This is a genomic window from Colwellia sp. MEBiC06753 (assembly GCF_053470325.1).
The window spans coordinates 75,900-100,644 of the sequence record NZ_JBQMTM010000002.1 but is presented as its reverse complement, the minus strand read 5'-3'; the positions used below and the strand labels follow the sequence as shown (position 1 = coordinate 100,644).

At 40.4% G+C, this 24,745-nt stretch carries 22 protein-coding genes and 2 tRNA genes; 16 read left to right on the top strand and 8 right to left on the bottom strand.

The features are described from left to right. Positions 1–111: 111 nt before the first annotated feature. The gene (locus ACOB82_RS02330) at positions 112–2,730 is read right to left on the bottom strand and encodes a TonB-dependent receptor (protein ID WP_448211329.1); all 2,619 of its coding nucleotides are present in this window, start codon (positions 2,728–2,730) and stop codon (positions 112–114) included. Positions 2,731–3,104: 374 nt separating this feature from the next. On the opposite strand from ACOB82_RS02330, the gene ACOB82_RS02325 reads away from it, so the two are divergent. Together ACOB82_RS02325 and ACOB82_RS02320 are read left to right on the top strand one after the other, a co-directional pair. Next, complete coding sequence (locus ACOB82_RS02325; RefSeq protein WP_448211328.1) at positions 3,105–4,544, top strand: DNA-3-methyladenine glycosylase 2 family protein; 1,440 nt, start codon at positions 3,105–3,107, stop codon at positions 4,542–4,544. A gap of 2 nt (positions 4,545–4,546) precedes the next feature. Continuing rightward, the gene (locus ACOB82_RS02320) at positions 4,547–5,062 is read left to right on the top strand and encodes a methylated-DNA--[protein]-cysteine S-methyltransferase (RefSeq protein WP_448211327.1); all 516 of its coding nucleotides are present in this window, start codon (positions 4,547–4,549) and stop codon (positions 5,060–5,062) included. Between the two features lie 107 nt (positions 5,063–5,169). On the opposite strand, the gene ACOB82_RS02315 is transcribed toward ACOB82_RS02320, so the two are convergent. Then, on the bottom strand, positions 5,170–5,790 hold the full coding sequence (locus ACOB82_RS02315; RefSeq protein WP_448211326.1) for a TetR family transcriptional regulator: 621 nt from the start codon (positions 5,788–5,790) through the stop codon (positions 5,170–5,172). Between the two features lie 239 nt (positions 5,791–6,029). On the opposite strand from ACOB82_RS02315, the gene ACOB82_RS02310 reads away from it, so the two are divergent. Then, entirely contained in the window at positions 6,030–6,401 is a 372-nt protein-coding gene (locus ACOB82_RS02310; RefSeq protein ID WP_448211325.1) for a hypothetical protein, read from the top strand. Here the strand turns inward: ACOB82_RS02310 and trmB are convergent. Beyond that, positions 6,398–7,120: a tRNA (guanosine(46)-N7)-methyltransferase TrmB gene (gene trmB / locus ACOB82_RS02305; RefSeq protein WP_448211324.1), complete on the bottom strand. Its 723-nt coding sequence runs from the start codon at positions 7,118–7,120 to the stop codon at positions 6,398–6,400. The two genes, ACOB82_RS02310 and trmB, sit on opposite strands and share 4 nt — an antisense overlap. A gap of 444 nt (positions 7,121–7,564) precedes the next feature. Between trmB and ACOB82_RS02300 the strand changes: the two genes are divergently transcribed. Both ACOB82_RS02300 and ACOB82_RS02295 read left to right on the top strand, forming a co-directional pair. Next, positions 7,565–9,514, top strand: coding sequence for a methyl-accepting chemotaxis protein (locus tag ACOB82_RS02300; protein ID WP_448211323.1), 1,950 nt, complete (start codon positions 7,565–7,567; stop codon positions 9,512–9,514). Between the two features lie 8 nt (positions 9,515–9,522). After that, the gene (locus ACOB82_RS02295; RefSeq protein ID WP_448211322.1) at positions 9,523–10,203 is read left to right on the top strand and encodes a nucleoside-binding protein; all 681 of its coding nucleotides are present in this window, start codon (positions 9,523–9,525) and stop codon (positions 10,201–10,203) included. 39 nt (positions 10,204–10,242) lie between these two features. Here the strand turns inward: ACOB82_RS02295 and ACOB82_RS02290 are convergent, their stop codons facing one another. Continuing rightward, positions 10,243–10,581, bottom strand: coding sequence for a YggL family protein (locus tag ACOB82_RS02290; protein ID WP_448211321.1), 339 nt, complete (start codon positions 10,579–10,581; stop codon positions 10,243–10,245). 127 nt (positions 10,582–10,708) lie between these two features. Here ACOB82_RS02290 and mutY point away from each other — a divergent pair, with 127 nt between their 5' ends. The 5 genes from mutY to ACOB82_RS02265 all read left to right on the top strand — a co-directional run bounded on the left by mutY (position 10,709) and on the right by ACOB82_RS02265 (position 12,920). Continuing rightward, positions 10,709–11,806, top strand: coding sequence for an A/G-specific adenine glycosylase (gene mutY, locus ACOB82_RS02285; protein WP_448211320.1), 1,098 nt, complete (start codon positions 10,709–10,711; stop codon positions 11,804–11,806). Positions 11,807–11,946: 140 nt separating this feature from the next. Further along, positions 11,947–12,225 carry an oxidative damage protection protein gene (locus ACOB82_RS02280; RefSeq protein ID WP_448211319.1) on the top strand — a complete coding sequence of 93 codons (279 nt, stop codon included), beginning with the start codon at positions 11,947–11,949 and terminating at the stop codon, positions 12,223–12,225. 5 nt (positions 12,226–12,230) lie between these two features. Beyond that, positions 12,231–12,521, top strand: coding sequence for a TMEM165/GDT1 family protein (locus ACOB82_RS02275; RefSeq protein WP_448211318.1), 291 nt, complete (start codon positions 12,231–12,233; stop codon positions 12,519–12,521). A gap of 155 nt (positions 12,522–12,676) precedes the next feature. Then, a tRNA-Phe gene (locus ACOB82_RS02270) sits at positions 12,677–12,752 on the top strand. Positions 12,753–12,844: 92 nt separating this feature from the next. Next, a tRNA-Thr gene (locus tag ACOB82_RS02265) sits at positions 12,845–12,920 on the top strand. A 128-nt stretch (positions 12,921–13,048) separates the two neighbouring features. Here the strand turns inward: ACOB82_RS02265 and ACOB82_RS02260 are convergent. Then, positions 13,049–13,945: a LysR substrate-binding domain-containing protein gene (locus ACOB82_RS02260; RefSeq protein WP_448211317.1), complete on the bottom strand. Its 897-nt coding sequence runs from the start codon at positions 13,943–13,945 to the stop codon at positions 13,049–13,051. A 129-nt stretch (positions 13,946–14,074) separates the two neighbouring features. On the opposite strand from ACOB82_RS02260, the gene ACOB82_RS02255 reads away from it, so the two are divergent. From ACOB82_RS02255 to ACOB82_RS02230, 6 genes are all read left to right on the top strand, one after another. Beyond that, positions 14,075–14,518: a DoxX family protein gene (locus tag ACOB82_RS02255; RefSeq protein ID WP_448211316.1), complete on the top strand. Its 444-nt coding sequence runs from the start codon at positions 14,075–14,077 to the stop codon at positions 14,516–14,518. A 106-nt stretch (positions 14,519–14,624) separates the two neighbouring features. Continuing rightward, on the top strand, positions 14,625–15,587 hold the full coding sequence (locus ACOB82_RS02250; RefSeq protein WP_448211315.1) for a glutathione S-transferase family protein: 963 nt from the start codon (positions 14,625–14,627) through the stop codon (positions 15,585–15,587). A 20-nt stretch (positions 15,588–15,607) separates the two neighbouring features. After that, positions 15,608–16,321 (top strand): pirin family protein, encoded by a 714-nt coding sequence (locus tag ACOB82_RS02245; protein ID WP_448211314.1) that lies wholly within the window; start codon positions 15,608–15,610, stop codon positions 16,319–16,321. Between the two features lie 255 nt (positions 16,322–16,576). Next, positions 16,577–19,150 carry a S8 family serine peptidase gene (locus tag ACOB82_RS02240; protein ID WP_448211313.1) on the top strand — a complete coding sequence of 858 codons (2,574 nt, stop codon included), beginning with the start codon at positions 16,577–16,579 and terminating at the stop codon, positions 19,148–19,150. Positions 19,151–19,414: 264 nt separating this feature from the next. Then, positions 19,415–20,371, top strand: a complete 957-nt coding sequence (locus tag ACOB82_RS02235) for an SPFH domain-containing protein (RefSeq protein WP_448211312.1) — start codon at positions 19,415–19,417, stop codon at positions 20,369–20,371. Between the two features lie 18 nt (positions 20,372–20,389). Continuing rightward, on the top strand, positions 20,390–20,842 hold the full coding sequence (locus ACOB82_RS02230) for an NfeD family protein (protein WP_448211311.1): 453 nt from the start codon (positions 20,390–20,392) through the stop codon (positions 20,840–20,842). A gap of 39 nt (positions 20,843–20,881) precedes the next feature. Here ACOB82_RS02230 and ACOB82_RS02225 read toward each other — a convergent pair whose 3' ends face one another. The 3 genes from ACOB82_RS02225 to ACOB82_RS02215 all read right to left on the bottom strand — a co-directional run bounded on the left by ACOB82_RS02225 (position 20,882) and on the right by ACOB82_RS02215 (position 24,738). After that, the gene (locus ACOB82_RS02225) at positions 20,882–22,285 is read right to left on the bottom strand and encodes an MBL fold metallo-hydrolase RNA specificity domain-containing protein (protein WP_448211310.1); all 1,404 of its coding nucleotides are present in this window, start codon (positions 22,283–22,285) and stop codon (positions 20,882–20,884) included. Between the two features lie 232 nt (positions 22,286–22,517). After that, positions 22,518–24,107 carry an AMP-binding protein gene (locus ACOB82_RS02220; protein WP_448211309.1) on the bottom strand — a complete coding sequence of 530 codons (1,590 nt, stop codon included), beginning with the start codon at positions 24,105–24,107 and terminating at the stop codon, positions 22,518–22,520. A 118-nt stretch (positions 24,108–24,225) separates the two neighbouring features. Then, positions 24,226–24,738 (bottom strand): 2,4'-dihydroxyacetophenone dioxygenase family protein, encoded by a 513-nt coding sequence (locus ACOB82_RS02215; RefSeq protein WP_448211308.1) that lies wholly within the window; start codon positions 24,736–24,738, stop codon positions 24,226–24,228. Positions 24,739–24,745: the final 7 nt, after the last annotated feature.

The window sequence follows — 24,745 nt, the reverse complement described above, 5'->3', positions numbered from 1 at the left end:
TTCACTTCTTTCAAAGATAAAAAGCCTAGTTTTCACTAGGCTTTTCATGAGCACTTTTGCTGTATTCACCATATTATTTAAACAGTATGAAAATAATATGGGAGCATGTCATTAGAATGAGTATTTAATATCAACACCTGCTTCTAAACCACGGTTTATACGGCCAATAGGTGTACCTAAAACATCAGCAGTTAAACCACCGATACTCTCAACATAACGCTCATCAAATAAGTTTTTACCCCATAAACCAATTTCGATATTGTCATCATGATTCGCCCAAGATAAGCGAGCATTCAATAACGAAGTATCTTTAAAGTAGGCTTTAACTTCTTTTTTGTAGTCTTCTAAGCCAGGATCTTTATCGCGGGTATTTTCTAAAAATACATAATCCATATGGAAGTTAACCACACCAAAGTCAAAATCAGGTGCCCAATCTAAGGTTAATGTGTAATTTAAATCTGCATCTGACGTTGTTGTTTGTGCAGCAACCAACTCACCTTCACCATTATAAAATTCAGGTGAATTGTTATCCGTGCTGCGAATTTCAGACACGACACCTAACGTTAAGCTATCTGACGCTAACCATTGAATATCAAATTCTACACCCGTAATTTCACGGTCTTCATTAATAATTGTTGGTACTGCTTGCGGTGAACCCGGCGTTTTAGAATCAACAGAACGTTGCAGGTTATCTAACTCAAGATAGTAAGCACTTACATTCGCTATAACTTGTTGCCATAAAACACCTTTATAACCAAATTCATAGTTAGTGGTATCTTCTGGCTCAAATGCTTTAGTGCTTGGCGTTAATGAGTCAAAACCACCCGACTTATAGCCGGTAGAGTAAGAACCAAACAACATATGATCATCAGTAATTTGGTAACTCGCCACTAATCGCCCTGTGACTTTGCTCCAACTATCAGAAGCGGCTAAATCAACATTTTTAAACAATAAGTTACTCACGCCAGGGCGAACTTGAGCAAAGGTATTTTGCGGAATATTCCAAGTAAAATCCTTCTCATCTTTTGAATAGCGTAGGCCACCAATAATGTTCCACTTATCATCAATTTTGTAATCTACGTCAGCAAAAACACCCCAGTTTTTAAAATCACCGGTATTATTGACTGATTCTTGCCACCATTGACCGCTATAGCTAGGCCCCATCACCTCAGCAATACCAAGCTGAGCGGCAACTACGTCATAGGTTACATCACCAGTTGCATTAACAATATCAGCAGTTAATGGCACACCCGGCATGCCAATAGCAGCCATAATATCGCCGGCAAAACCTAAAGCATTTAATGCTCCTGCCCATTCATCGGCATTCCACATATGATCCATTGGGAAACCGTTAACTGCGTAGAATGTATCAACAGCACCGGCAAAAGTAACACCTGGGCCGAATGCCGCCTGAGCGTGGGCATCAGTATTGCCACCAATCATCGCAGCAATTTGTTCTGCAACGCCGCCCTTAATAAAGTTATTTAACTCACCAGTAATTAATCGTGCAGCAGTATCAGCGGTCAAATTTAACTCGGTTGTTTGGCTAACATCTTCTTTTGAATATGAAAAACCAGCAACAGCGTTTATTTTGTCGCTAATATAGTTAACCTGTAATTCGGTATAGAAAATATCAGAATCTTCGTTATTAGACGTATCGAAGTATCGAGTAATATCTGAAGTACCATCTTCATCTTCTCGGTTTACAGTTTCCCAATCACGGTATGAGACAACGTATTTCATTGACCAATGGTCGTTAAAGTCGTGGTTTAATTTGGCAGTAACGCCATACATATCACGCTTTTCAACACCATTTCTTACGTCATTTTGCGCTTTCGAAGCAAATGGCTTTTTACCATTGTTGTAGGCAAATTCACTAAAGCCAATCGCCATTGGTGGCCCTTGCTCTAGATCATCCCAATCGTAGGCGACTTGAAATTTGGTCGCGGCTGAAATATCCCACAAAAACGATACGCGCGCGGCATCATGTGAACGCTCACCTAGATCCCAAATTTTGTTACCTTCATTCCAATCAGGCTCGGCAATATTCTTTACTATGCCATCTTGAGAGTTGGACAATATGTTAGCACGCATATAAAAATTGTCGGTAATAGGTAGGTTAATCATACCTTCATAGCGACGTAGGTTATCTGTGCCTAAATTGGCTTTAACAAAACCTTCAAAATCGGCAATCGGTGAGTTAGGCACCATGTTGACCACACCCATCGCCGCGTTACGACCAAATAGCGTACCTTGCGGACCTTTTAATACTTCAACACGCGCCATATCGGAAAAAATTACGTTTTGAGCAGCACGTGGCATATATACATCATCATAAAATGCTGCAGAAGATGGATCACCACCAACACTGATATTTGGGCTTGAAATACCACGCATGGTAATGCCCGCTTGGGTCATATTGCCATCGCTAAATTCAAAACCAGGAATAAACTTATCAACATCACTTAATAATATTGAGCTACTTTCCTCTATCATGTCAGCACTAACACTGCCAACGGTCACAGGAACTTTTAGAATATTTTGCACACGCTTTTGCGCGGTTACTTCAATAACTTCTATCGCATTTTTTTCTTCAGACCCTGCTTCTTGAGCTGAAAGCCAAAGAGGCGTTACCGCAAGCGCAGAAATAATTGCTTTGGTGATGGCATTATGAGTACGCGTGCGACGACAACGCGAACCCTGATAATTCGGCTGATGGTGATCAGTCATATACTTTCCCCTGTTATTTATTGTTATTGCTGTTCTTTTTATTGCTGTTATAGCTATAGGTTAGCCATTTCAGTGTTAGCTGCTTAGCAAGCATTTATTTTTCTATTTTTTATTTTTTCGCCTTATCCCTAGCAAATTATTCTTATCTACTCTGACTATAATGAATCTTTTGTTTTGCTGGCTTGCGAAATGTTAAAAAACCCTGACGAAAGATTAAAATAACCTGAGTGATTATTTAAAAGTCTTGATATTTCTTGTCTGAAGGCGAGTTAACATTATTAAACAAAGTTGAAAATAGCTGTCCGAATATCGCGATTTTCTAATAATATCTTTGTTAAACTAACACAAATTTTCAAGCAAATTAGTTTACGAACGTGTTAGACAATGCCACTTGCCAAAGAGCAAGAATGAGTAAAGATGCTAGGTTTGATGGCAAGTTTTATACTGCGGTATTAACTACTGGCATTTTTTGCCGACCCATTTGCCCTGCCCGAGCACCCAAAGAAGAAAATGTCCGCTACTTTGAAACCGCGGCGCTCGCTCAGCACGCTGGATATCAACCGTGTAAACGCTGCATGCCAGAGCTCGCTCCTTCACAGCCTTTGCCCGTAGACCTTGAAAAATTAACCAAAGCGTTAGTTGACGATGGGCTATCAGTAACCGCTGCAGCAAGTCAGTGTCGGATGTCAGCACGTCAATTTCAGCGCGTATTTAGCCAGCATTTTGGTTTATCGCCAAGCGAGTATCAGCTACAACAACGATTATTAACAGCTCGCCAGTTACTGACCGGTACTAATATTCCAATGGCTGATGTGTGTTTTAATGCAGGGTTTAATAGCATCCGGCGGTTTAATGAAGCGATTAAAAAAGCTTATTTAGAAACTCCTAGCCAACTTAGATCAAGGCTCAACAAACAACTTCAAACCAGTGAATTAACTATTTTATTGAGTTATCGACCACCTTTTGACTGGCAAGGCATGTTAGCTTTTTTCCGCTTAAGACAGCTGCCCGGTATTGAGCTGGTAACCGATGATAGTTATCAACGTAGCATAACCTTAGAAAATACCGCTGGCTGGATCGAAGTTAGTGAAGTACCAGAAAAGCATGCGTTAAAATTACGAGTTGCTATCGACGATTTGTCATTGCTCAACAAAGTGATCAAAAAGGTACGGAAAATATTTGATTTAGATGCTGATATGCCGACTATCCATCAACATTTAGCAAGCGATCCATTGTTAGCAAACCAAATAGCTCAATCGCCTGGCATAAGACTGCCAGGTTGTTGGGATATTTTTGAGTTTTCAATTCGAGCAATTTTAGGGCAACAAGTATCGGTTAAAGCAGCGACTACTTTGGCGGGTAGAATTGCCAAACAATACGGCAAGCCGCTAGATAGTGAACACCCTACACTTAATTATTGCTTCCCGAGTGCCACAGAATTAAGTCAAGCAAGCTTTGAAAGTATCGGCCTTACGCAATCACGAATTGATACCCTTAAACGCTGGGTGGCTTTTTATCTAGAACAACACGAAATATTTAGCCAATATCAAAGCCTATCTGCGCTAGAACAAACGCTTACCTCCATTAAAGGCATTGGCCCATGGACCGTTAATTATCTTGCAATGCGCGGTTTAAGCGATCCTAATGCGTTTCCTGCCAGTGATTTAGGCGTAATTAAAGCACTAAGTAGCAGCCAAGACCCACACAGTAAGAAATTAACCACCAAGCAAATTTTGGCAATGGCAGCGCAGTGGCAACCTTGGCGCGCATACGCCACCATTTATCTATGGCTGTCATTGGCCGACAAGGAATAATGATGAATCAAGCAACACTTCAAACCGAGTTCCAGTCAATTTATCAATCGCCCTTTGGTGCAATTGCTATAGTTGCAAACCAGCAAGGCATTACGGCACTAGCATTTCAGCAAGGTAAAGCACCGATACTTATTGACGATAAAGCCTTAGAAAACGGTAAAGCGAATTCTGATATTTTCGCAGCAGTTCATCATCAACTTGATCAGTATTTTAACGGTACCAGAACCATATTTAATTTAGCTTTAGCCCCAAAAGGCACGCCATTTCAGCAAAAAGTTTGGCAAGCACTCACTGAAATTCCGTTTGGTGAAACGGTTAGTTATGGCTGGCTAGCGAAAAAAATTAATAATGAAAAGGCAGTAAGAGCCGTTGGTACCGCTAATGGCGCAAATCCCATTGCCCTAATAATTCCTTGCCATAGAGTGATTGGCGCCAATAAAAAATTAACCGGATATGCCGGTGGCTTAGCATTAAAAGCCAAATTGTTAATGCATGAACGGGCAGACTTTAAAATCTGACTTCAACGCCCGAAAATAATTTCTGAAACCAACACAAAAAACCGGCGCCTGAAAGCTATGCCTAAAAAAATGCCAGAAAGCTAGAAACTTACTGTGTTGAGTTGCCTTTAATCAAGGGCAAAAATCATCTCGACATGACCGGCCAGCACTTGCTCAAAGTCTAGGTTAAATACGTGTAACTGCGGATCAAGAGCCAAAGCTGATTGCACAACATCACTCGGGTGACAATTTGCCCAAGCACCAATAATACAATGATGTAGCATGATAAAACGTTGCATTAACTGGCTGGAGTTTAGCTGAGTATGTGGAGCAATTTGTCCGACTAAAGCCGCCATTTTCTGCGCTAAGCCACGTTTAAACGCTAATGCCTCTTCAACTGTTAAATTTCGTTCTAACAAAGTATGCAAAATACTGGTCATCTTGCAATACATTGGCACAGCTAACACTGCTTGCGTTATACGTTGCGTTAGACTTGCTGTGGCTTTAAGCAACGCAGCTTGTGCTATTAGCTGATCAATTTGTCGTTGGTAAAGCGCTAAAAACAACACTTCTTTCGTGCGAAAGTAACGATATAGCGCCGCTTTAGTAATACCGACATCACTAGCAATATCGGCTAAACGAATATCGTTAAAATGCTGGGTAATAAACCGCGTTTCTGTAGCATCTAAAATTTGCGTAATTCGTTGCTGTTTTTGCTGAGCACCTACCGCTCGCTGCTTAATTGCCAACCTGATGACCTATCGATAATGTTTATGAAAATGTTTTTAATATGCTACCACTTTTTATTTTACTAGCTCAAACAATCACACAGCTAATTAATGCCATTGCTTTTTAAGTGCTTACTGCTAGTATGCCAGCTGTAAATTTGTTGGTTAATTTAACTAACTTTAGGTTAACGAGCTTTTCAATCACTTTTCGCGAGTTTTTCGCAAACTGTTTCACCAGTAATGAGGTATTAATTTCAAGCATGGAAATTTTGGCTACTGCAGCAATTATGCTAATTGTTTGGATGTTATGGCAACTTTATCGGGCTCGACGTTTTAATCAATTCAAACGACATATAATCCGAGAACTTAAGCCGAAGGTGCAGAAAGCAGTTGACACTTGGCTAGTGGCTCAGCGCAGTGAACTAACCCCAAACACTGACGCGCATATTGCCGCTAGTCAAGCTTATTGGACTGCATACCCCAGTCGTACTTTACAAGCAGCACTGCGTTGGCATGTCATTGATCAGCAGTGGTTAATTGATTCAGGCAATGTGAGAAATTGCCAGCATTTGTTTTTTATCGAACAAGATAAGCTAGCACATTTCAACGATGAACAAACAAGTGACGATTAGCACTTTTCGAACTGTAAATCCCAAACTCCGTGCCCTAAATTTTGACCACGATTTTCAAATTTAGTTAATGGGCGATTTTCAGGTCTTGGCACATAATCATTAGTTGGTGATAAGTTTTTGTAACCCGGCGCACTTTGCATATCTTCTAACATACACTCTGCATAGTTTTCCCAGTCTGTTGCCATATGAAACACGCCACCGGCTTTTAGTTTTTGACGAATGGTTTCAACAAATTCAGGTTTAACAATACGGCGCTTATGATGCTTTTTCTTGTGCCAAGGATCTGGGAAAAACAATTGAACCGTTGTTAAGCTTTCATCAGGAATGCAATCAGCTAACACTTCAATCGCATCGTGTTCGTAAACACGTAGGTTAGTAACTTCCTGCTCTTTAGCTAAAGCAATACAAGCACCAACGCCAGGGCGATGTACTTCAACGCCTATATAGTTAAGCTCTGGCGCATTCTTTGCCATTTCAACTAAAGACTTACCCATGCCAAAACCAATTTCAAGCACCACTGGGTTGTTGTTGCCGAAAATTGCTTGTACATCAATTAAGCCATCAACATGGTTTAATCCCATTTCTTGCCAGTAGTTTTCCAGCGCGTGCGCTTGGCCTTTCGTTAATCGCCCTTCACGCTTTACAAAACTGCGCACAGTGCGAATATATTTACCTTCCTGTTGTGCTTGCTCAACAGTTTTATGAGTTCGTTCAGTCATGATTTCTTCGGCATAGTTAAGGTTCAAATTTTTAGGGCGCGTATTATCCTTTTTTATTGTAGTAAACTCAAATACGTTAATTAAATTTATTAGGGCGTTTGAACTTTGCTGTTTGATTTTTGTTCGAAATAAAAGCGTTTTAATCGCGACGTGAGGTGTGCCCCCTAGTTATCTAAGCAAACCTCCTCACAACCTTTTCTTTAAACAAAAAGAGTAAAACGCTTTTAGCCGAACCTTTCAGGCAGCGTTTGTTGTCATTTCTACTGTGTTAGCACTTTATCATAGGGAATAACCACACATCAAAAGCGCTGCCATGTATAAATTTCCAACAAACTGCTGAAAAAACAAACTTAAAAGATCAACACGCGCTAAAGTAATTAGGCAATTTTCCGATATTAAGCAATAATCTTTAGAATAAATTCATTATCTTAGGAAGTTGCCTTAATGAACATCAGCACTTGGTTTGAAAATCTTTCTATTAGAAAAACACTAATAGCCGTTATCACCATGTCATTAATTACCTTATCGATACTTAGCCTAGGGCTAAATAACTATATTTTTAGCGGGGTTTTTCAAGAAAATATTGAACAAGATGTACTGCCCAACCAACTAGCAAAAGTGGAAGCAAGAGTAAGGAAACAACTCAGCACACCACTTGAGTTATCAAAATCAATTACCCAAAACAAATTCTTAATTGACTGGGCTAATACTGGCGAACCTGAGGCGAATCGCCAGCAAGTAATTGATTTTTTAAGCTATATGCAAAAAGAAAATAACGCACTAACCGTATTTTGGGTATCAAATATTAGCAACGATTACTATACACAAGACGGCATTACTCGGCGAGTAAACCCTAATGATGACGGCTGGTTTTTCAGCTTTATCAATAGCGACAAACCCTTTGAAATTTCTTTTGATATTGAAAAAGGCACCACCAAATTAACCGCCTTTGTAAACTACCGAGTAAAAAGCCAAGGTAAAAGTATTGCCATTGCCGGTCTTGGCTATGCGGTGGATGAAATAAGCTCTGATATTCTAAAGAATAAAATTGGTGAAAACGGTTATGTGTTTGTCACTGACTACCAAGGCAATGTCATTATTCACCCTAATTTATCTTCACTAAAGAAAAAACAACTGAAGGAATTTGATGGTTTCGCTAAGGCGTCAACTAAACTATTAACCCAAAATGCTGGCTATGTCTTCGACCAAGTAACCTACGAAGACGAAGGTTTTTACGTTGCCAGCGTTGGCTTGCCGGAATTAAATTGGAAAATTATCGCCATGTTGCCAAAGGCAGAGCCGTTATCCAAAATCCATTCTGCACTCACTCAAACCGCAGCACTTAATTTAGTCATTGTCGGTATATTTATTTTGCTGATGGTGTTGCTGGCTAACCGCATTACTCGCCCTATTTTAAATATTGGCGCACGTCTATTGGAAATGGCCGGTCAAGGTGGCGATTTAACTCAACGCTTAGATGATAGTCGTAGCAACGAGTTAGGCAAATTGGCCCAAGGTTTTAATGCCATTATTGGCAAGGTTCGCGATATGATTATTGATATTAAGCAAACCGAAAATGTCATGACCCAATCTTTTGACCAATTAAGAAGCATGGCACAAAATGTTGAAGGCTGTGTCCAAGAGCAGCAAATAGAGTCTAGCTCTGTAGCCACCGCGACGACAGAAATGAGTCAAAGTATTCAGGAAGTCAGTACGCTCGCCAATAATACGGCCGACAAAACTAATAATGCCGAACAAAAAATCGAACAAACCAATGTCCAAGTAGATGATACCAGCAAGGTAATGCTGCAGTTACAACAAAGTAATGAAGTGACTCAGGAAAAAATTTCTGCACTTGCCGCGCAAGCCCAAACCATTAGCTCGGTAGTTGATACCATCAGCAGCATTTCTGAGCAAACTAACCTGTTAGCATTGAATGCCGCGATTGAGGCTGCCCGTGCTGGTGAACAGGGCCGAGGCTTTGCTGTGGTAGCTGACGAAGTAAGATCGCTGGCTGCACGCACACAAAACTCCACTAAAGAGATCAACGATGTTATTATCGCGCTGCAAAATCAGGCCAACGAAACCGTTGAGGCGATGAAGCAAAATACCTTGTTAGCAAGTTCAGGCTTTGAAAAAACTAATGAGGCAAAAGAAGCGCTAACGGAAGTTGTCGGTGAAATCAGTGAAATCACCGAAATGAACATGCAAGTAGCAACAGCAACAGAGCAGCAAAGTAATGTCATTAATGAGCTAAACGTTAATGTCACCAAAATTGCTGATATGGCTGATGAGGTCTCTGGGCTTTCAAATGCTACTGGCAATATTATCAACGAATTAGACGTTCAAAAAGAACAATTAGCCAACTTAGTTGCGCAATTTAAAACAGAGTAGAGTATTTCATGAAAGCACTATTAATCAGCATTACCGCTATTTTCTTTACATCAGGAGTGGCAGCAAAAACATTATGGCAAGACTTCAGCCTAACTTTCTTGCATGGTGAAAATTACAAGGTCGGACATAAAGAGCGTCAAGTAGCAACCATCGAATATGCCTCAGCAACTACTTGGGGTGATACCTTTATGTTTGTCGATCGACTGCACTCGAAAAATGGTGACAAAGAAACCTACATGGAATTTTCGCCACGTATAAAAGTAGTCGATTACCAAAATGCCCTTATTGAAAATGTTTATATTGCGACCACTGCCGAAGTTGGTGATGGGTTCACTAACTATCTATATGGTGTTGGCACTAAACTAAAAGTACCAAGCTTTCATTACTTCAATTTAAACTTTTATCGTAGAAATAATGATGGCGCTGATAATGGCTACCAAACAACAATCTCTTGGGGCGTTCCTGTGGGACCATTATATTTTGACGGGTTCGTCGATCACGTACCGTCGACCGACGACAGTGCCACTACCACAAACTTTACTTCTCAGTTAAAGTACGACATCGGCCAAGTGCTTGGTTTAGATACTAAATTATATGTAGGCCTTGAATACGCTTATTGGAATAACAAATTCGGTATTAACGGCATTGATGAACGTAATGGCAGCCTACTGGTGAAATATCACTTCTAAGTCAGATTTTATTGTTCAAAAGTAACAAGGTGGCGAGAATTACTCTTGCCACCACACATCATATAGTTCACTTACTGCAACCGCCGTTGCCCCATTGTCAGTTAACCATTGCTCAACCGCCGCGCGATTCTCTTCTGTACACTTACCTAATTTCTGCGTACAAATTAAGCCATGCCACAAGGTATCGCCTTCGCCACCGAAACCTAAACCATTTGGCTCAATGATCTCGATAAAAAAACGATCTACAAAGTTATCAATACTTTCGTCGGTAGAGTCTTCTGGTAAACGCCACGCAACATCAAAACCTAACTCCTGAAATTCATCAACTCTCAGTTTTTTACGTAAGCGCAAACTGCGATTTTTGGCATCTAGTTTCATTCATTAACCTCTGCATTAAATAGAATCTATTAAAAGCGTGAGCATAGTGGTTAATCACAGTTTTGCCAACCCTCTATCTGATTACAATAGTTTCTAAAAAGTGTGGTTTTCGATACACTGGCGCGCTATGACGACACAAATTTCTATTTCACCAAAGTCAGCTAAACAATTTAGCGACAACATTCTTAGTTGGTATCATCAACAAGGCCGTAAACATCTACCTTGGCAACAAAATAAAACGCCCTACAGAGTATGGATTTCGGAAATTATGTTGCAACAAACGCAAGTAGCAACGGTCATCCCTTACTATCAACGCTTTATGGAAAGTTTTCCTGATGTTGTTAGTTTGGCAAATGCCGATGAAGATACGGTACTGCACCACTGGACTGGACTGGGTTATTATGCGCGCGCTAGAAACTTACACAAAGCAGCAAAAATTATTGCAGCTGATTACAAGGGTAAGTTTCCAGAAGATATTGAGCAAGTCATGGCCTTACCTGGCATTGGTCGTTCAACCGCCGGCGCAATATTAAGTTTATCGTTAAAGCAACATCATGCAATTTTAGATGGTAACGTCAAACGTGTACTTGCACGTTGTTATTTAGTCGAAGGACACAATGCTCAGGCAAAATTTGATAAAGCTCTGTGGCCGATCACCGAAACGCTAACACCAAAATCAGGGGTAGAGTTTTTTAATCAAGCAATGATGGATATTGGCGCAACCATCTGCACGCGCACTAAACCTAAATGTGAATTATGCCCAGTGCAATCAGGCTGTATGGCTTTTGCTACTGATGAACAAGCTAATTTTCCCCAAAAAAAGCCAAAGAAAACAACGCCAGTAAAACAAACCATTATGGTGATCCCTCGGTTAGACCAAACAGTTTTATTGGAAAAGCGGCCACCGGCTGGCATCTGGGGCGGGCTATGGTGTTTTTACGAGGTTAACTCACTTTCTGATATTCCAGAGTTGTTACAAGCTTTAGGCTTACAACAAAGCAAACAAACACAACTTACCGAGTTTAGGCATACCTTTAGCCATTTCCATTTAGATATTACCCCGATTATGGTTGATTGTGACGAGCTATCAAAGACACAGACGACAACAATCCACGAACCTCGCACACAACAGTGGTTACCGATAAATGGTTCAAATGCTGTTGGTTTATCTGCCTCTACGGTTAAAATTTTACAGGAAATAGCTGAATTAAATTTAGTGAATTAATGTGCTTACCACTAAATTTATACTCGGAAAAATTAAACGGAAAATGTTATGATAGCGGGCAAATTTTTCGTTAAATTTATGCCTCAATATTTTACGACAAGTAATTTTACGGTAACGACTAACTTCAAAGAGAAAACATTATGAGTAGAACGGTTTTTTGCCAAAACCTGCAAAAAGAAGCTGACGGTTTAGACTTTCAATTATATCCAGGTGAAATTGGCAAACGTATTTTTGATAACATTAGTAAAGAAGCTTGGGGTAATTGGCAAAAAAAACAAACCATGTTAATTAATGAAAAGAAAATGAACATGATGAATCCCGATGATCGCGCTTTTTTAGAAAAAGCCATGGTTGACTACCTTTTTGAAGGCAAAGAGCCAGAAATTGAAGGTTATGTTCCTCAAGCCAAAGGCGAATAATAACGATGGAATCATTTTTCAGTATTGACTGGCGCGTATTTTTTACTATTTTTGCCTCAGTATTTATTGCCGAGCTTGGTGATAAAACACAATTAGCAACCATGTTATTTGCCGCTGACGGTAGTTCAAGCAAATGGATGGTGTTTGCCGCCGCATCTGCTGCTTTAGTAGTCGCATCTGCTATAGGTGTACTTGCCGGTACATTTTTATCAGCCTACATTAGCGAAAAATTATTAGCTTATATTGCCGGCGTTGGCTTTATCATTATTGGTGCTGTTACCATTTATCAAGCATAAAGTTTGAGCAATTAGTTGTTATTAACATCGAAAAGCACAAAAAAGCAGCGAACAAATATTTTTTTTAAAAAAAGTGTTGACGTTAATTCAGAAAAACAGTTTAATACGCCCCGTCTTCAGGACAACGCGGTGAAAGCCCAAAGTCTTGTTAGATTGCCCAGATAGCTCAGTCGGTAGAGCAGGGGATTGAAAATCCCCGTGTCGGTGGTTCGATTCCGCCTCTGGGCACCATCTTTTAAGTTATGGTTTATTTTAGATAACGGTAACTTGGTGCCAGGGTAAATATTTCCAAAAGAATATATTTATCGCACACAGCTTTGTGTGCCGACTTAGCTCAGTTGGTAGAGCAACTGACTTGTAATCAGTAGGTCGCCAGTTCGATTCCGGCAGTCGGCACCATTCCTTCTTTTGAAGACAGCAAGCCTCAACTTCGGTTGGGGCTTTTTTGTATTTGCAATCAACCAACCTGCTTTCTGTTCATTATTACGCTTTCGCTATATTTAAATGGTAAAAGGCCAACTGCTCATTTAATTAATCAAATGTTGCGCTAACATTTCGTGTAATCGTTTTAACCCCTTTCCTTTGTTAACTAGTTTCCATGCCATATAAATATTATTTGGTTGAGTTGTCTGGTCTACTTCTATGGCCACCAATTCGCCACTGGTTATATATGATTCAACACGGTTTATCGGCAAAAAACCTACACCTAAGCCAGCTTTTATTGCTTCAATTTTATGGTTAACAGAGGTCACGTATAAATGTAGGCTTCGTTCAATTAGGTTGCTTGACCATGGAATTGCGCGCTTTGCAGAGTCATGCACCACCACAGTACGATAACTTTGAATATCTTTTTTAGCTATCGGCTGTTTAAGTTGAGTCAATTCATGATCTTTAGGAACAATGAGTGCGTGCTCCAGTTCAAATAACTTTATCGCTCGAAGACCTTGTTGATTAGGTACGGGTTCAGGTGCGCCTATAATTAAGTCAGCACTATCTTCAATTAGCGCCTCCCAACTGCCGCTCATCACTTGTTCTGAAATATCTATCTCAATATTAGGATGTTCAATTAAGAACTGCTTTAGTACAGGGTAAAGCGCTTTAATGTCAAAAATAGAGTCGATAGCAATTCTTATTTTAGGCTCCCAGCCATGAGCAATAGTTTGGGTTTGCTCAGAAAGTTTACTAACAGCCCCAAGTAGCTTACGCCCTTCTTCAAGTAAATGGCGACCTGCAGGCGTTAACACTGAACGCCTGCCCTGTCTCACAAACAAGGTGACGGATAAGTTTTCTTCAAGCTTTTGGACAATATAAGAAAGAGCAGAAGGCACTTTATTAAGTTGCTCTGCGGCGCCGGCAAAACTGCCTCTTCGTTCGATGGCGTCTAACACCAACAGCGCTTCCATAGTAATTGATGAGCTATACATTTTTCCACCATTAATTATTCAAATTTTTTGAACATACCATTCATTAAATCACGGTTATTCGGTTAAATAAAGCGCAGTACAATAGCTTCAACTTAAACAAGTTACTATTTCTAACTGGGATATATACAAATGAATACATCAACTATTAAGAACATTTTCACATCGAATGCAACGTTAGCTAGCTTACCGTTACGCTTAGCGGCAGGTGTTATTTTCGCAGCACATGGCAGCCAAAAATTATTTGCATGGTTTGGCGGCTATGGCTTAGACGGCACAGGCCAATGGATGGAATCTATCGGATTAGCTCCGGGCTTTTTAATGGCATTACTCGCTGGTAGTGCAGAGTTTTTTGGTGGTTTATTACTGATTGTCGGGTTGCTTACTCGCCCTACGGCACTAGTGTTGGCATTCACTATGCTAATTGCCATCTTCAGTGTGCACTTTGACAACGGCTTATTTATGTCAAACAACGGCTATGAATTTGGCTTAACCTTGTTTGCTATGAGTCTTGCTTTAATGTTCCAAGGTGGTGGCAGATTCTCATTAGATAACCTTATTGCCGGTAAATTTTAAACGGCTATTACGCAAGTTCACTACTTAGACTTAACAAGGGGTAACTGTTGAAGAAACGCAACGGCCCCCTAATACTTTTTAAAAAACATCTCTCAGGAGGCAAAACATGGGCTTAATCGTTGAAGGTAAATGGCACGATAAATGGTATGACACCGAAAAATCAAAAGGAGAATTTCAACGTCAAGCAAGCCGCTTTCGCAATACAATATCTAACGCAGACAACGCTCAATATCCTGCAGAAGCAGGTAGATATCACTTATATGTATCGTTGGCTTGTCCTTGGGCACACCGTACGCTTATTTTTCGCCAGCTAAAAAGCCTAGAGCCGATTATTTCAGTCAGCGTGGTAAAGCCAGAAATGCTGGAAAATGGTTGGGAATTTGGTGAACAAGGCTGTAAATTTGCCGATCCGCTATATGGCCATGAGTTTTTATATCAATTGTACTTACATGCGGCAAGCGACTACCAAGGCCGGGTTACCGTACCTGTTTTATGGGATAAAAAAACGCAAACCATAGTTAATAATGAATCGAGCGATATTATTCGTATTTTCAACAGCGCATTTAATGATTTAACCGGTAATCACGATGATTACTATCCTAAAGCGCTGCGCACCGAGATAGATAAACTTAACGATCGCATCTATCACACCATTAATAACGGTGTATACCGAGCAGGGTTTGCCACCACTCAGCAAGCGTATAATCAAGCCTATGATGAACTATTTGATAGCTTAGACTGGCTAGAGTCGCATTTAGCCAATAATCGCTATTTAGTGGGCAGCAAGCTAACTGAAGCAGATTGGCGGTTGTTTACAACATTACTAAGGTTTGACGCGGTATATCATGGCCACTTTAAATGTAATCGCAATAAACTCAGCGAATTTCATCATATTAGTCATTATGTGCGTGAGCTATATCAAATGGGTAATATCGCGAACACAGTCGATATCGAATATACAAAAATCCACTATTACGCGAGCCATAAAACCATCAATCCAACGTTGATAGTCCCCAAAGGACCAAGGCTCGATTTTTCACTGCCACACGATCGCGAACAGCTTAGTTAATAATGCGATAGGAATTTATCATGATTAAACATTACCCTTTTCAAGCGTTAGGTAAAGCAAATCACGGTTGGCTTAAATCGAGCCATCATTTTAGTTTTGCAAACTACTACAATCCAGCACGAATGGGCTTTGGTACATTGCGGGTAATTAATGACGATTGGGTGGAGCCAGGTAAAGGCTTCCCTCCTCACCCACACCGTAATATGGAAATTATCAGTTTTATTCGCTCGGGTGCAATTAGCCATCAAGACAGCACTGGCAACAAAGGCGTAACACGTACTGGTGAAGTGCAAGTAATGAGTGCAGGAACGGGGATTGTTCATTCAGAATATAACCGATCATCAGTGCCGCTAACCTTCTATCAAATTTGGATAACTCCACATACGGTTGATGTTAAGCCTCGATGGCAAAGCAGCGTATTTCCACAAAAGGAAAATGATAATGAATTGCCGCTATTAGTGTCGGGTTATCCTGAAGATAAAAACCAAGCCTTGTATATTCACCAGCATGCTCGTATTTATGGTGGTCAACTCAAAGCTGGTGCATCGGTAGAGCAAACACTAGATCACCAAGGCTATGTGTTAGCATCTAAAGGAAGCATCACTTTAGTGGATAATGGTAAAGAAGTGACACTCCAACAAGGCGACGGTGCTGAAATTACCAATCAACGACACTTTATGATAAACGCAACGCAGTCGGCAGAAGTGATTGTTATTGATGCGCCAAAACACTAGTAGCATTTATCACTTATTAGCTTTTAAATGTCAGATTTTGTTACACAATTTAAACCTCTTATAATTCGTAACAAATTAAAAATAATTATTTCAACACTTTGTCAATCCGGCTTTGTTTTTGCTTAGCGTAAGAAACGAGCAAATTGTTTATTAACTAAACATAAAAGACTTGTTGGCTAATCATTGTATTTTATAGCTTGTTTATCGAGTTAAATACACAGTCTAAAAATAACAACAATGCAGACAGAGGATATAATGAATAATTTATTAGGATCTTTAGGAGCTATAACCCTTCTAGCTTCATCAGTCGCGACAGCGTCACAAACCGAAAGCCTACCAAGAACAGCTGCTGAAGCCTCACCAACCGCTTGGTTTGTGCAGTTAGAAAGCAAACCAGGAAGTAGTTCAAAATCATTAAACTCAGAGCGTAAAGCTTTCCGTGAAGCAATGAAATCGGCAGGAATATCGTACAAAGAACGAAGAAACTTTGAAAAGCTATGGAATGGTCTATCTATTGACATAAGTGCAGAGGATGCTAATAAAATTAAATCCTTTTCGGGAATAAAAGGTGTATGGCCTGTCGTAAAATTTGACATGCCAGTGATAGACGCAACATCGTCCCCTGATTTGATATCTGCTATAAAAATGACAGGTGCAGATATTGCTCAAAACTCTTTGGGTTACAAAGGCGAAGGCATTAAAGTTGCCATCATGGATACTGGTATTGACGTAGATAGTGAAGACTTCGGTGGTGATGGCGTAGCTCGCAATGATAGCTCGCTATTTCCAAGTGAACGGGTCGCCTACGGTTATGATTTTGTCGGCGATGCATATGATGCTCGATTCCCAGAAACCTCTACTCCAATGCCAGATGACAACCCTGATGATTGTCAAGGGCATGGTACACATGTCGCCGGTATCGTAGGTGCTAATGGACCTACAATTAAAGGGGTAGCTCCAGAGGTTACGTTAGGTGCATACCGAGTATTTGGCTGTGATGGATCCACAGACGCCGACATTATGATTGCGGCAATGGAAATGGCACTAGAAGACGGCATGGACGTGCTCAATATGAGTATTGGTTCATCATTCCAATGGCCGCAATATCCAACAGCTGTTGCCGCTTCAAATTTAGTTGACCAAGGTATGGTTGTTGTTGCCTCTATTGGTAACAGCGGCACATCAGGGCTTTATGCAGCTGGCGCACCTGGCTTGGGCGAAAAAGTAATCGGTGTTGCCTCAATAGACAATACTGAAGTTTTATCTTCTTACTTTGAGGTAAATGGTCAAGCAGTTACCTACAGTAGCATGTCATTTGCTGGTGATGCGCCAACGTCTGGCTCAAGTGAATATGCCTATGTTGGTCTTGCTTGTAATGGTATGCCATTAGAAGCTGATGTAACAGGAATTACAGCCTTAATTTCTCGTGGTGGTTGTGCGTTTAGAGATAAAGCTGTCAATGCGATTAATGCAGGAGCAACTGCTGTGATTGTTCACAATAGTTCTTCCGGAGGCTTTAACGGAACATTAGGCACCCCAATAGATGGTGCAACACCAGTTGTAGGTATTTCACTTGAAGATGGTGAGTTTATGAGGGCTCAATTGGCTGGTAGCACAGTTAATTGGTCAGACTCTTTAATTTCTGCACCTAACCCTACAGGTGGTCTAATATCATCATTCAGTTCTTTTGGTTTGTCCCCTGATTTAGCACTTAAGCCTGACATTTCTGCTCCAGGTGGCGCTATCTACAGTACCTATCCATTAGAAAAAGGTGGTCACGCAACATTAGGTGGTACTTCAATGGCTTCACCTCATGTCGCAGGTGCTGCAGCGCTTGTACTGCAAGCTAAGCCCAATACTCCAGCAGGTGAAATGCGAGCTTTACTACAAAATAGCTCAGATCCTGCGTCTTGGTCTTTAAACCCACAATTGGGGTTACCAGACCACGTGCATCGCCAGGGTTCGGGTATGGTTGATATTGATGACGCTATCTTAGCAACAACAATAGTGACTCCGGGTAAAATTGCTACAGGCGAAAGTGATAGTGGTCCACATACAGAAACATTAACAGTACGAAATGATGGTACTGAAAGCATTACTTACAATCTTTACCATCAATGGGCAATTTCAACTTCGGGGGTCACCGATGTAACCGGATACTATGGAAGTGACGCTTCTGTAGTGTTCTCTCAACCATCAATTACTGTTGAATCTGGTAGCAGCGCATCATTTGATGCAACGATTAACCCAGCTACCGGACCAGCACCTGATGGTTTATATGGTGGCTACATTGTACTTGTTCCTCAAGATGGCGGAGAAGTTATTCGTGTACCTTATGCAGGATTTGTTGGGGATTACCAAAGCATCCAGCATATGACACCAGGTGACTATGGTATGCCTTGGTTAACCTACTTAGAAGGTGGCTTGTACAATAAAGTTAACTTCGCTGAAGATCATACGTTTACTATGGAAGGTGATGACATTGCATACTTCTTAGTGCACTTTGATCATCAAGCCGAATACTTTGAAGCAAACATTTATCATGCGGAGACAGGTGAACTCGTTCATCCGGTATTTTATCATGCATTCGTCAATGAATATTTACCTCGCAATGATGCGCAAGATGGCTTCTTCGAATTTAGCTGGGACGGCACTCGATTGCACAGTAATGGTTCAAATGGTAAAGGGAACGATAAGCAAAAAAGAAAGACGCTGGAAAATGGCAACTACATAGTAGAGTTAAGACTACTTAAAGCAAATGGTGACGTTAATGATCCTTCTCATTGGGAAACTTGGACATCACCAGTTGTATCCATTGAACGTCCATAAAATAGGTTTCTAATCTATCAATGAAAAGCCTTCATGTATTGAAGGCTTTTTTCTATATAAAAAAGATTAATAAATAGCTTTTTGAACAAGGTAATTTACAGGACATTAGTAGATTACGCCGACAGCAAAAACACTATAAGTATAAAGAAAATAGCACTTTCTTACTCGATTTCTGCTTTACATCATCATCAAAGCGTGACAATTATGTACATGGCAACTTGGATATCAAGTTATTAACCATAATGATAATTATCAAGGACATTTATGGATATTCTTATACAAAATATAATTAACCTAGTGTTTAGCGTGCAGTTTGTTTTACTGGTTTTGGTATTAGCTATACTCAAAAGCGGCATTAAGTTTGTTCCACAAAATCGCGCTTATGTCATCGAAAGATTTGGTAAGTACAGCCGGACATTAGAGTCTGGCTTAAATTTTCTAGTGCCTTTTATTGAGCAAATAAGTGCTGATCGCTCATTAAAAGAACAAGCAGTCGATGTACCGAGTCAGGGGGCTATTACCAAAGACAACATCACGTTAACGGTGGACGGTGTCTTGTATTTTCGAGTACTTGATCCTATGAAGGCGACTTATGGCGTAGACGACTACAACTTTGCGGTAACCCAATTGGCACAAACCACCATGCGCTCTGAAATTGGTAAAATGGAGTTAGACAAAACCTTTGAAGAGCGAGATGCAATTAACTCTGCAATTGTCTCAGCGATTAACGAAGCCGCGCAAACTTGGGGGGTTCAGGTTTTACGTTATGAAATTAAAGACATCATTCCACCACAATCAGTGATGAATGCGATGGAACAACAAATGAAAGCCGAAAGGGAAAAGCGCGCGACCATTCTAGAGTCTGAGGGGTTAAAGCAGTCACAAATCAACAAAGCTGAGGGCGAAAAGCAATCAAAAATTCTTGCGGCAGAAGCTGACAAACAAGAACAAGTACTTAAAGCTGAAGGTGAAGCCGAAGCCATAATTAAAGTGGCCGAAGCGCAAGCGCAAGCAATCGAGAAAATAGGTGAAACAGCATCGACACCAGAAGGTCAAAAAGCAATAGAGTTAGATTTAGCTACTAAGGCCATCAGTGCCAAAGCCGCAATAGCAAAAGACTCAACAGTGGTGTTATTACCTGATGGGCAAACAGAAGCCGGCTCGTTAGTTGCACAGGCCACAAGCATTTTGAACGTGATGAATCAAAGTAAACAGCTTTAGTTAAATTAAGGTGAAGTTATGGAGTTTCTGTTAAATAATTTAGGCGAATCTCTGATGTCATTTGGCATCCTAGCCCTTATTCTAGAAGTTGCGATTTTTGGCATGTCGTCATTTATACTGACTTTTGTTGGCTTAGCGGCAGTTTTGTGTGGCGTGTTGGTTTTGCTGGGAATACTGCCGGAGACCTTTGTTATGGTGTCGCTGGCATTGGCGTTAAGCTCAACGCTATTTGCTTTTATTTTATGGAAGCCGTTAAAGAACTTTCAAAATAAAAACATTACACAAGAAGTGAGTAATGACTTTATCGGTTTAACCTTTATTCTTAATGACGATATTGACGCACTCAACAGTTCCACTCATAAACTATCTGGCGTTGACTGGAAAGTCATTGCCAACGAACCTATAGCCAAAGGAACGGAAGTCAAAGTAACCCACGCCAGTGTTGGCGTATTAAAAGTTGTCGCTATATAACAAAATATAGAGTCAATAAACCAAACCATTAACTTCCAATTAAAACGCAATACATTGTTTAAGCATTGGGATTTCGGCGGAGATCCCTTTAGTTTCCCATAGGCTATCGGCAAGTACATCAAGCGCTGTTGCCTCGCCATGGACTAATACCACTTTGGGCTCACTATTAAAATTAGCCACCCAATCAATTAGCTCACTTTGTCCGGCATGAGCGGAAAATCCGCCTAATGTTTCAATATTGGCTTTGACAATAATATCTTCCCCAAAGAGTTTTATTTGGCTCGCGCCCTCAACAATGTTGCGACCAAGGGTGCCATTAGCTTGATAACCAACAAACACCACAGTATTTCGGCTGTCCCAAATTCGATGTTTAAAATGATGAGTAATGCGGCCGCCGGTGCACATACCGCTGCCGGCAATAATAATGGCGCCTTTGGTAATTTTATTTATCGCCATTGAATCATCAGCTTTAACCGTTAAATGTAACGTTGAAAGAAAGTTTTTTAATAACGTTTGTTCACCCGTACATAAAGGTTTTACCCCTTCACAATCAAGCGTAGGCAACCATTGATCGTATATTTTAGTCACTTCAATTGCCATCGGGCTATCTAGAAATATCTGCCAATTATCTAACTCACCAGCGTGTTGAAGTTTGCCTAAATACAGTAATAATTCTTGGGTTCTGCCGACAGCAAAAGACGGGATCATCACATTGCCGCCTCGCGTGTATGCGTTGTGCAAAATTTCTTTAAATTGAGCAAGGGTATCACCCATCGATTTGTGCTCTCTATCGCCGTAAGTACCTTCCATTAAAACAATATCAGCAGAGGTTAAAAACGTTGGGTCATTCATCAACAAGGTATCTTTTTTACCTAAATCGCCAGAGAACACTAGGGTTTTCTGTTTACCTTTTTCGGTAAGTTTAATTTCTGAAATTGCGGAGCCAAGAATATGACCAGCATCATAAAAACAACAGCTAGCATTTTGCGATAGGTGAAATGTTTCTTTATACGCTTTAGGTTCACACAGGGCTAAAACATCAATAACATCAGTTTTAGAGTAAATCGCTGGAATTTCTGGCTTGCCTTTTCTGCGCAACTTGCGATTCTCACGCTCCAATTCACTTTCATACAAACTCAACGCATCAAATAACATCACTGGCAATAATTGCGCTGTGGCTTGCGAGCAATAAATTTTTCCTTCAAAACCATCATGGACTAATGCCGGCAAACGCCCTGAATGATCTAAATGGGCATGAGATAAAATGACAGCATCTATTGTGCGAGGGTTAAAACCAAATTGCTCTCGACTTAGCTGTTTCCTTGAGCGGCTACCTTGATGGAGGCCACAATCAAGCAAAATTTTGCCGACTGCTGGTGAACTTAATAAATGACAAGAGCCTGTAACTTCCTGTGCTGCGCCGTGAAAAGAAATGGTAGCCATTGACGTTCCTTGAATTCAAATTGTTTATGCCATTAAGTGTAGAAGTAATCGTATCAAAGCGGGAAAAATTATTAGTGTTTCTTAATCTAAAACAAATAAATAATGTTATTTATTAATAACTAACAGCACAGCCACCTTTAAATTCATAAAAAAGCCCCGAACCATATGATTCAGGGCTTTAAAATAACCAAAGCTAAAGTCTTAGCTCAGAAAAATTACATATAAACGGTAATTATTTACGCAATTCTCTACGTAAAATTTTCCCTACGGTTGATTTTGGTAACTCTTCTAAAATCGTTACTTTCTTCGGCACTTTGTAATTGGTTAAATGCTCACGGCAATAATCAATCACCTCTTGCTCAGTAACCTGTTGTTTTAATGAAATATAAGCATGAACGGCTTCGCCGGTTTTAGCATCTTCTTCACCAATTACCGCCGCTTCTAAAATCGCAGGGTGCGAAACTAACACATCTTCAATTTCATTAGGGTAAACATTAAACCCTGAAACAATAATCATGTCTTTTAGGCGATCAACAATTTTGATGTAACCATTGGGCAAGCGTAAACCAATATCACCCGTTTTGAAAAAGCCATCACTTGAAATTGCCTTAGCGGTTTCTTCAGGCATATTCCAATAACCTTTCATAATTTGCGGGCCGCGAGCAACGATTTGACCACTTTCTCCCTCAGCTACTGGCGTGTCGTTTTCATCCCAAAACTGAATTTCAGTGTCAGGTAACGGTAAACCAACGGTTCCAATTTGTTCTTCACCTGGCGTATTAAGGGTTAAAACCGGTGAGGTTTCTGATAAACCATAGCCTTCAGAAATCGTGCAGCCCGTCACTTCTTGCCAAATACTAGCTGCAGCACTGGTTAATGCTGTACCACCAGAGACAGTTAAACTTAATTTGCTAAAGTCTAGCTCTCGAAATTCTGGCTTAGTGCACAAGCCAACAAACAAGGTATTAATCCCAGAAAAACCGGTCATACGATACGGTTTAATGGCTGCAATAAAGCCATCTAGATCACGTGGGTTAGGAATAAGTACATTTAAATTACCTTTGGACGCAAACAACAACATGTTCACCATAAACGCATAAATATGATAAACCGGTAAAGGACAGATAAATATTTCCTGCCCTTCTTTACAGTGCTCCCCTAAGCGCTGCTCTGTTTGAATAGTATTAGCAATTAAGTTGCGGTGAGTTAATTGGGCACCTTTTGAAACACCTGTAGTGCCACCGGTATATTGCAATACCGCGACATCATCAATGCTTGCTAGAGACTCGACAAGTGCCAATGACTCACCTGCACTAATTGCCGGGTTAAAACCGATTAGTGAACAGCCTGAAGCCCCACTTGCTGCTAATTCATTATCGGATAATGCATCGGCGCCAGTTAGTAAATCAGCAGCACCAGTGATAATCACATGTTCAATACCAACCTCTTGTTGTATTTCTGCAAGCTTAGGGTAAAGGTCTTTCAGAATAACAATGGCTTTGGCACCAGAGTCATTAAACTGGTGTTTCATTTCACGCGGGGTATAAAGTGGGTTGGTATTTACGACCACCAGCCCGGCTTTAAATGCTGCATAAGTGGTAATTGGATATTGGGTAATATTGGGCAGTTGAATAACAATACGATCACCGGCTTTCAACCCTAACGACTGAAAATATGCCGCAAGTGCCGTTGATTTTGCATCAATTTCGGCAAAAGTTAGCTCTTGTCCTAAACAGCTATAAGCGGCTTTATCTTTAAATTGCTGCATAGCTTCACTTAGAAAATGGCTAAGATTGTGATAGTCATTTACATTCGACTGCATGAATTCTTTCCTCATATTGGATCAATTAAAGGAAGTTACCTTCCCTTTATTTGTGCCAAGCTTACCGTTTTCTGTATAACTTGGCATTTTAATTGTTATTTTTATAACGAATAATAGTTTACTTGTTATAGTCGGCAAGGCCACTCGGTTTAATATATTTAACTTTCTTATTATCGCGCTCAGCTGCTACATGAATCATTGCTTCAATCCAGCCCGCGTCCATAATATTCAAGAAGTTATCGTCTTGATCAAAGTTAATATTTGCTCCTTGAACCATCATCACCGTATCAGTTACACCTTCATTAGTAACCGGAGTTTCAAGCTGGTGAATTGAACCGCCTGGTTCATACAAGTAACAACCCGCTGTTTGTGGTTGATCTGGGTATTCAACGTAGTTCCAGCTGCCGCTCATGGTATATAAATGTACTACACCAGTGTGAAAGTGTTTAGGTAAAACTACACCCGGTTCAAATTGTACTCTTAATACCCAAATACCATTTTCAGGATCTAGAAACAAGGGCGACACGTGTACGCCAGGTATACCTGGTAACGCATCCCTAACAAATGTGTCTTCGCTAGTCGTTAATGTTAATAACGCATCTTGGTGATTAATTGCTGTAGGTAGTTGCATAATTTAA

Coding starts and splice junctions, on each gene's coding strand:
- ACOB82_RS02330 (WP_448211329.1), bottom strand. CDS start 2,730: ATGACTGATCACCATCAGCCGAATTATCAGGGTTCGCGTTGTCGTCGC.
- ACOB82_RS02320 (WP_448211327.1), top strand. CDS start 4,547: ATGAATCAAGCAACACTTCAAACCGAGTTCCAGTCAATTTATCAATCG.
- ACOB82_RS02310 (WP_448211325.1), top strand. CDS start 6,030: ATGGAAATTTTGGCTACTGCAGCAATTATGCTAATTGTTTGGATGTTA.
- trmB (WP_448211324.1), bottom strand. CDS start 7,120: ATGACTGAACGAACTCATAAAACTGTTGAGCAAGCACAACAGGAAGGT.
- ACOB82_RS02300 (WP_448211323.1), top strand. CDS start 7,565: ATGAACATCAGCACTTGGTTTGAAAATCTTTCTATTAGAAAAACACTA.
- ACOB82_RS02295 (WP_448211322.1), top strand. CDS start 9,523: ATGAAAGCACTATTAATCAGCATTACCGCTATTTTCTTTACATCAGGA.
- ACOB82_RS02290 (WP_448211321.1), bottom strand. CDS start 10,581: ATGAAACTAGATGCCAAAAATCGCAGTTTGCGCTTACGTAAAAAACTG.
- mutY (WP_448211320.1), top strand. CDS start 10,709: ATGACGACACAAATTTCTATTTCACCAAAGTCAGCTAAACAATTTAGC.
- ACOB82_RS02280 (WP_448211319.1), top strand. CDS start 11,947: ATGAGTAGAACGGTTTTTTGCCAAAACCTGCAAAAAGAAGCTGACGGT.
- ACOB82_RS02275 (WP_448211318.1), top strand. CDS start 12,231: ATGGAATCATTTTTCAGTATTGACTGGCGCGTATTTTTTACTATTTTT.
- ACOB82_RS02260 (WP_448211317.1), bottom strand. CDS start 13,945: ATGTATAGCTCATCAATTACTATGGAAGCGCTGTTGGTGTTAGACGCC.
- ACOB82_RS02255 (WP_448211316.1), top strand. CDS start 14,075: ATGAATACATCAACTATTAAGAACATTTTCACATCGAATGCAACGTTA.
- ACOB82_RS02250 (WP_448211315.1), top strand. CDS start 14,625: ATGGGCTTAATCGTTGAAGGTAAATGGCACGATAAATGGTATGACACC.
- ACOB82_RS02245 (WP_448211314.1), top strand. CDS start 15,608: ATGATTAAACATTACCCTTTTCAAGCGTTAGGTAAAGCAAATCACGGT.
- ACOB82_RS02240 (WP_448211313.1), top strand. CDS start 16,577: ATGAATAATTTATTAGGATCTTTAGGAGCTATAACCCTTCTAGCTTCA.
- ACOB82_RS02235 (WP_448211312.1), top strand. CDS start 19,415: ATGGATATTCTTATACAAAATATAATTAACCTAGTGTTTAGCGTGCAG.
- ACOB82_RS02230 (WP_448211311.1), top strand. CDS start 20,390: ATGGAGTTTCTGTTAAATAATTTAGGCGAATCTCTGATGTCATTTGGC.
- ACOB82_RS02225 (WP_448211310.1), bottom strand. CDS start 22,285: ATGGCTACCATTTCTTTTCACGGCGCAGCACAGGAAGTTACAGGCTCT.
- ACOB82_RS02220 (WP_448211309.1), bottom strand. CDS start 24,107: ATGCAGTCGAATGTAAATGACTATCACAATCTTAGCCATTTTCTAAGT.
- ACOB82_RS02215 (WP_448211308.1), bottom strand. CDS start 24,738: ATGCAACTACCTACAGCAATTAATCACCAAGATGCGTTATTAACATTA.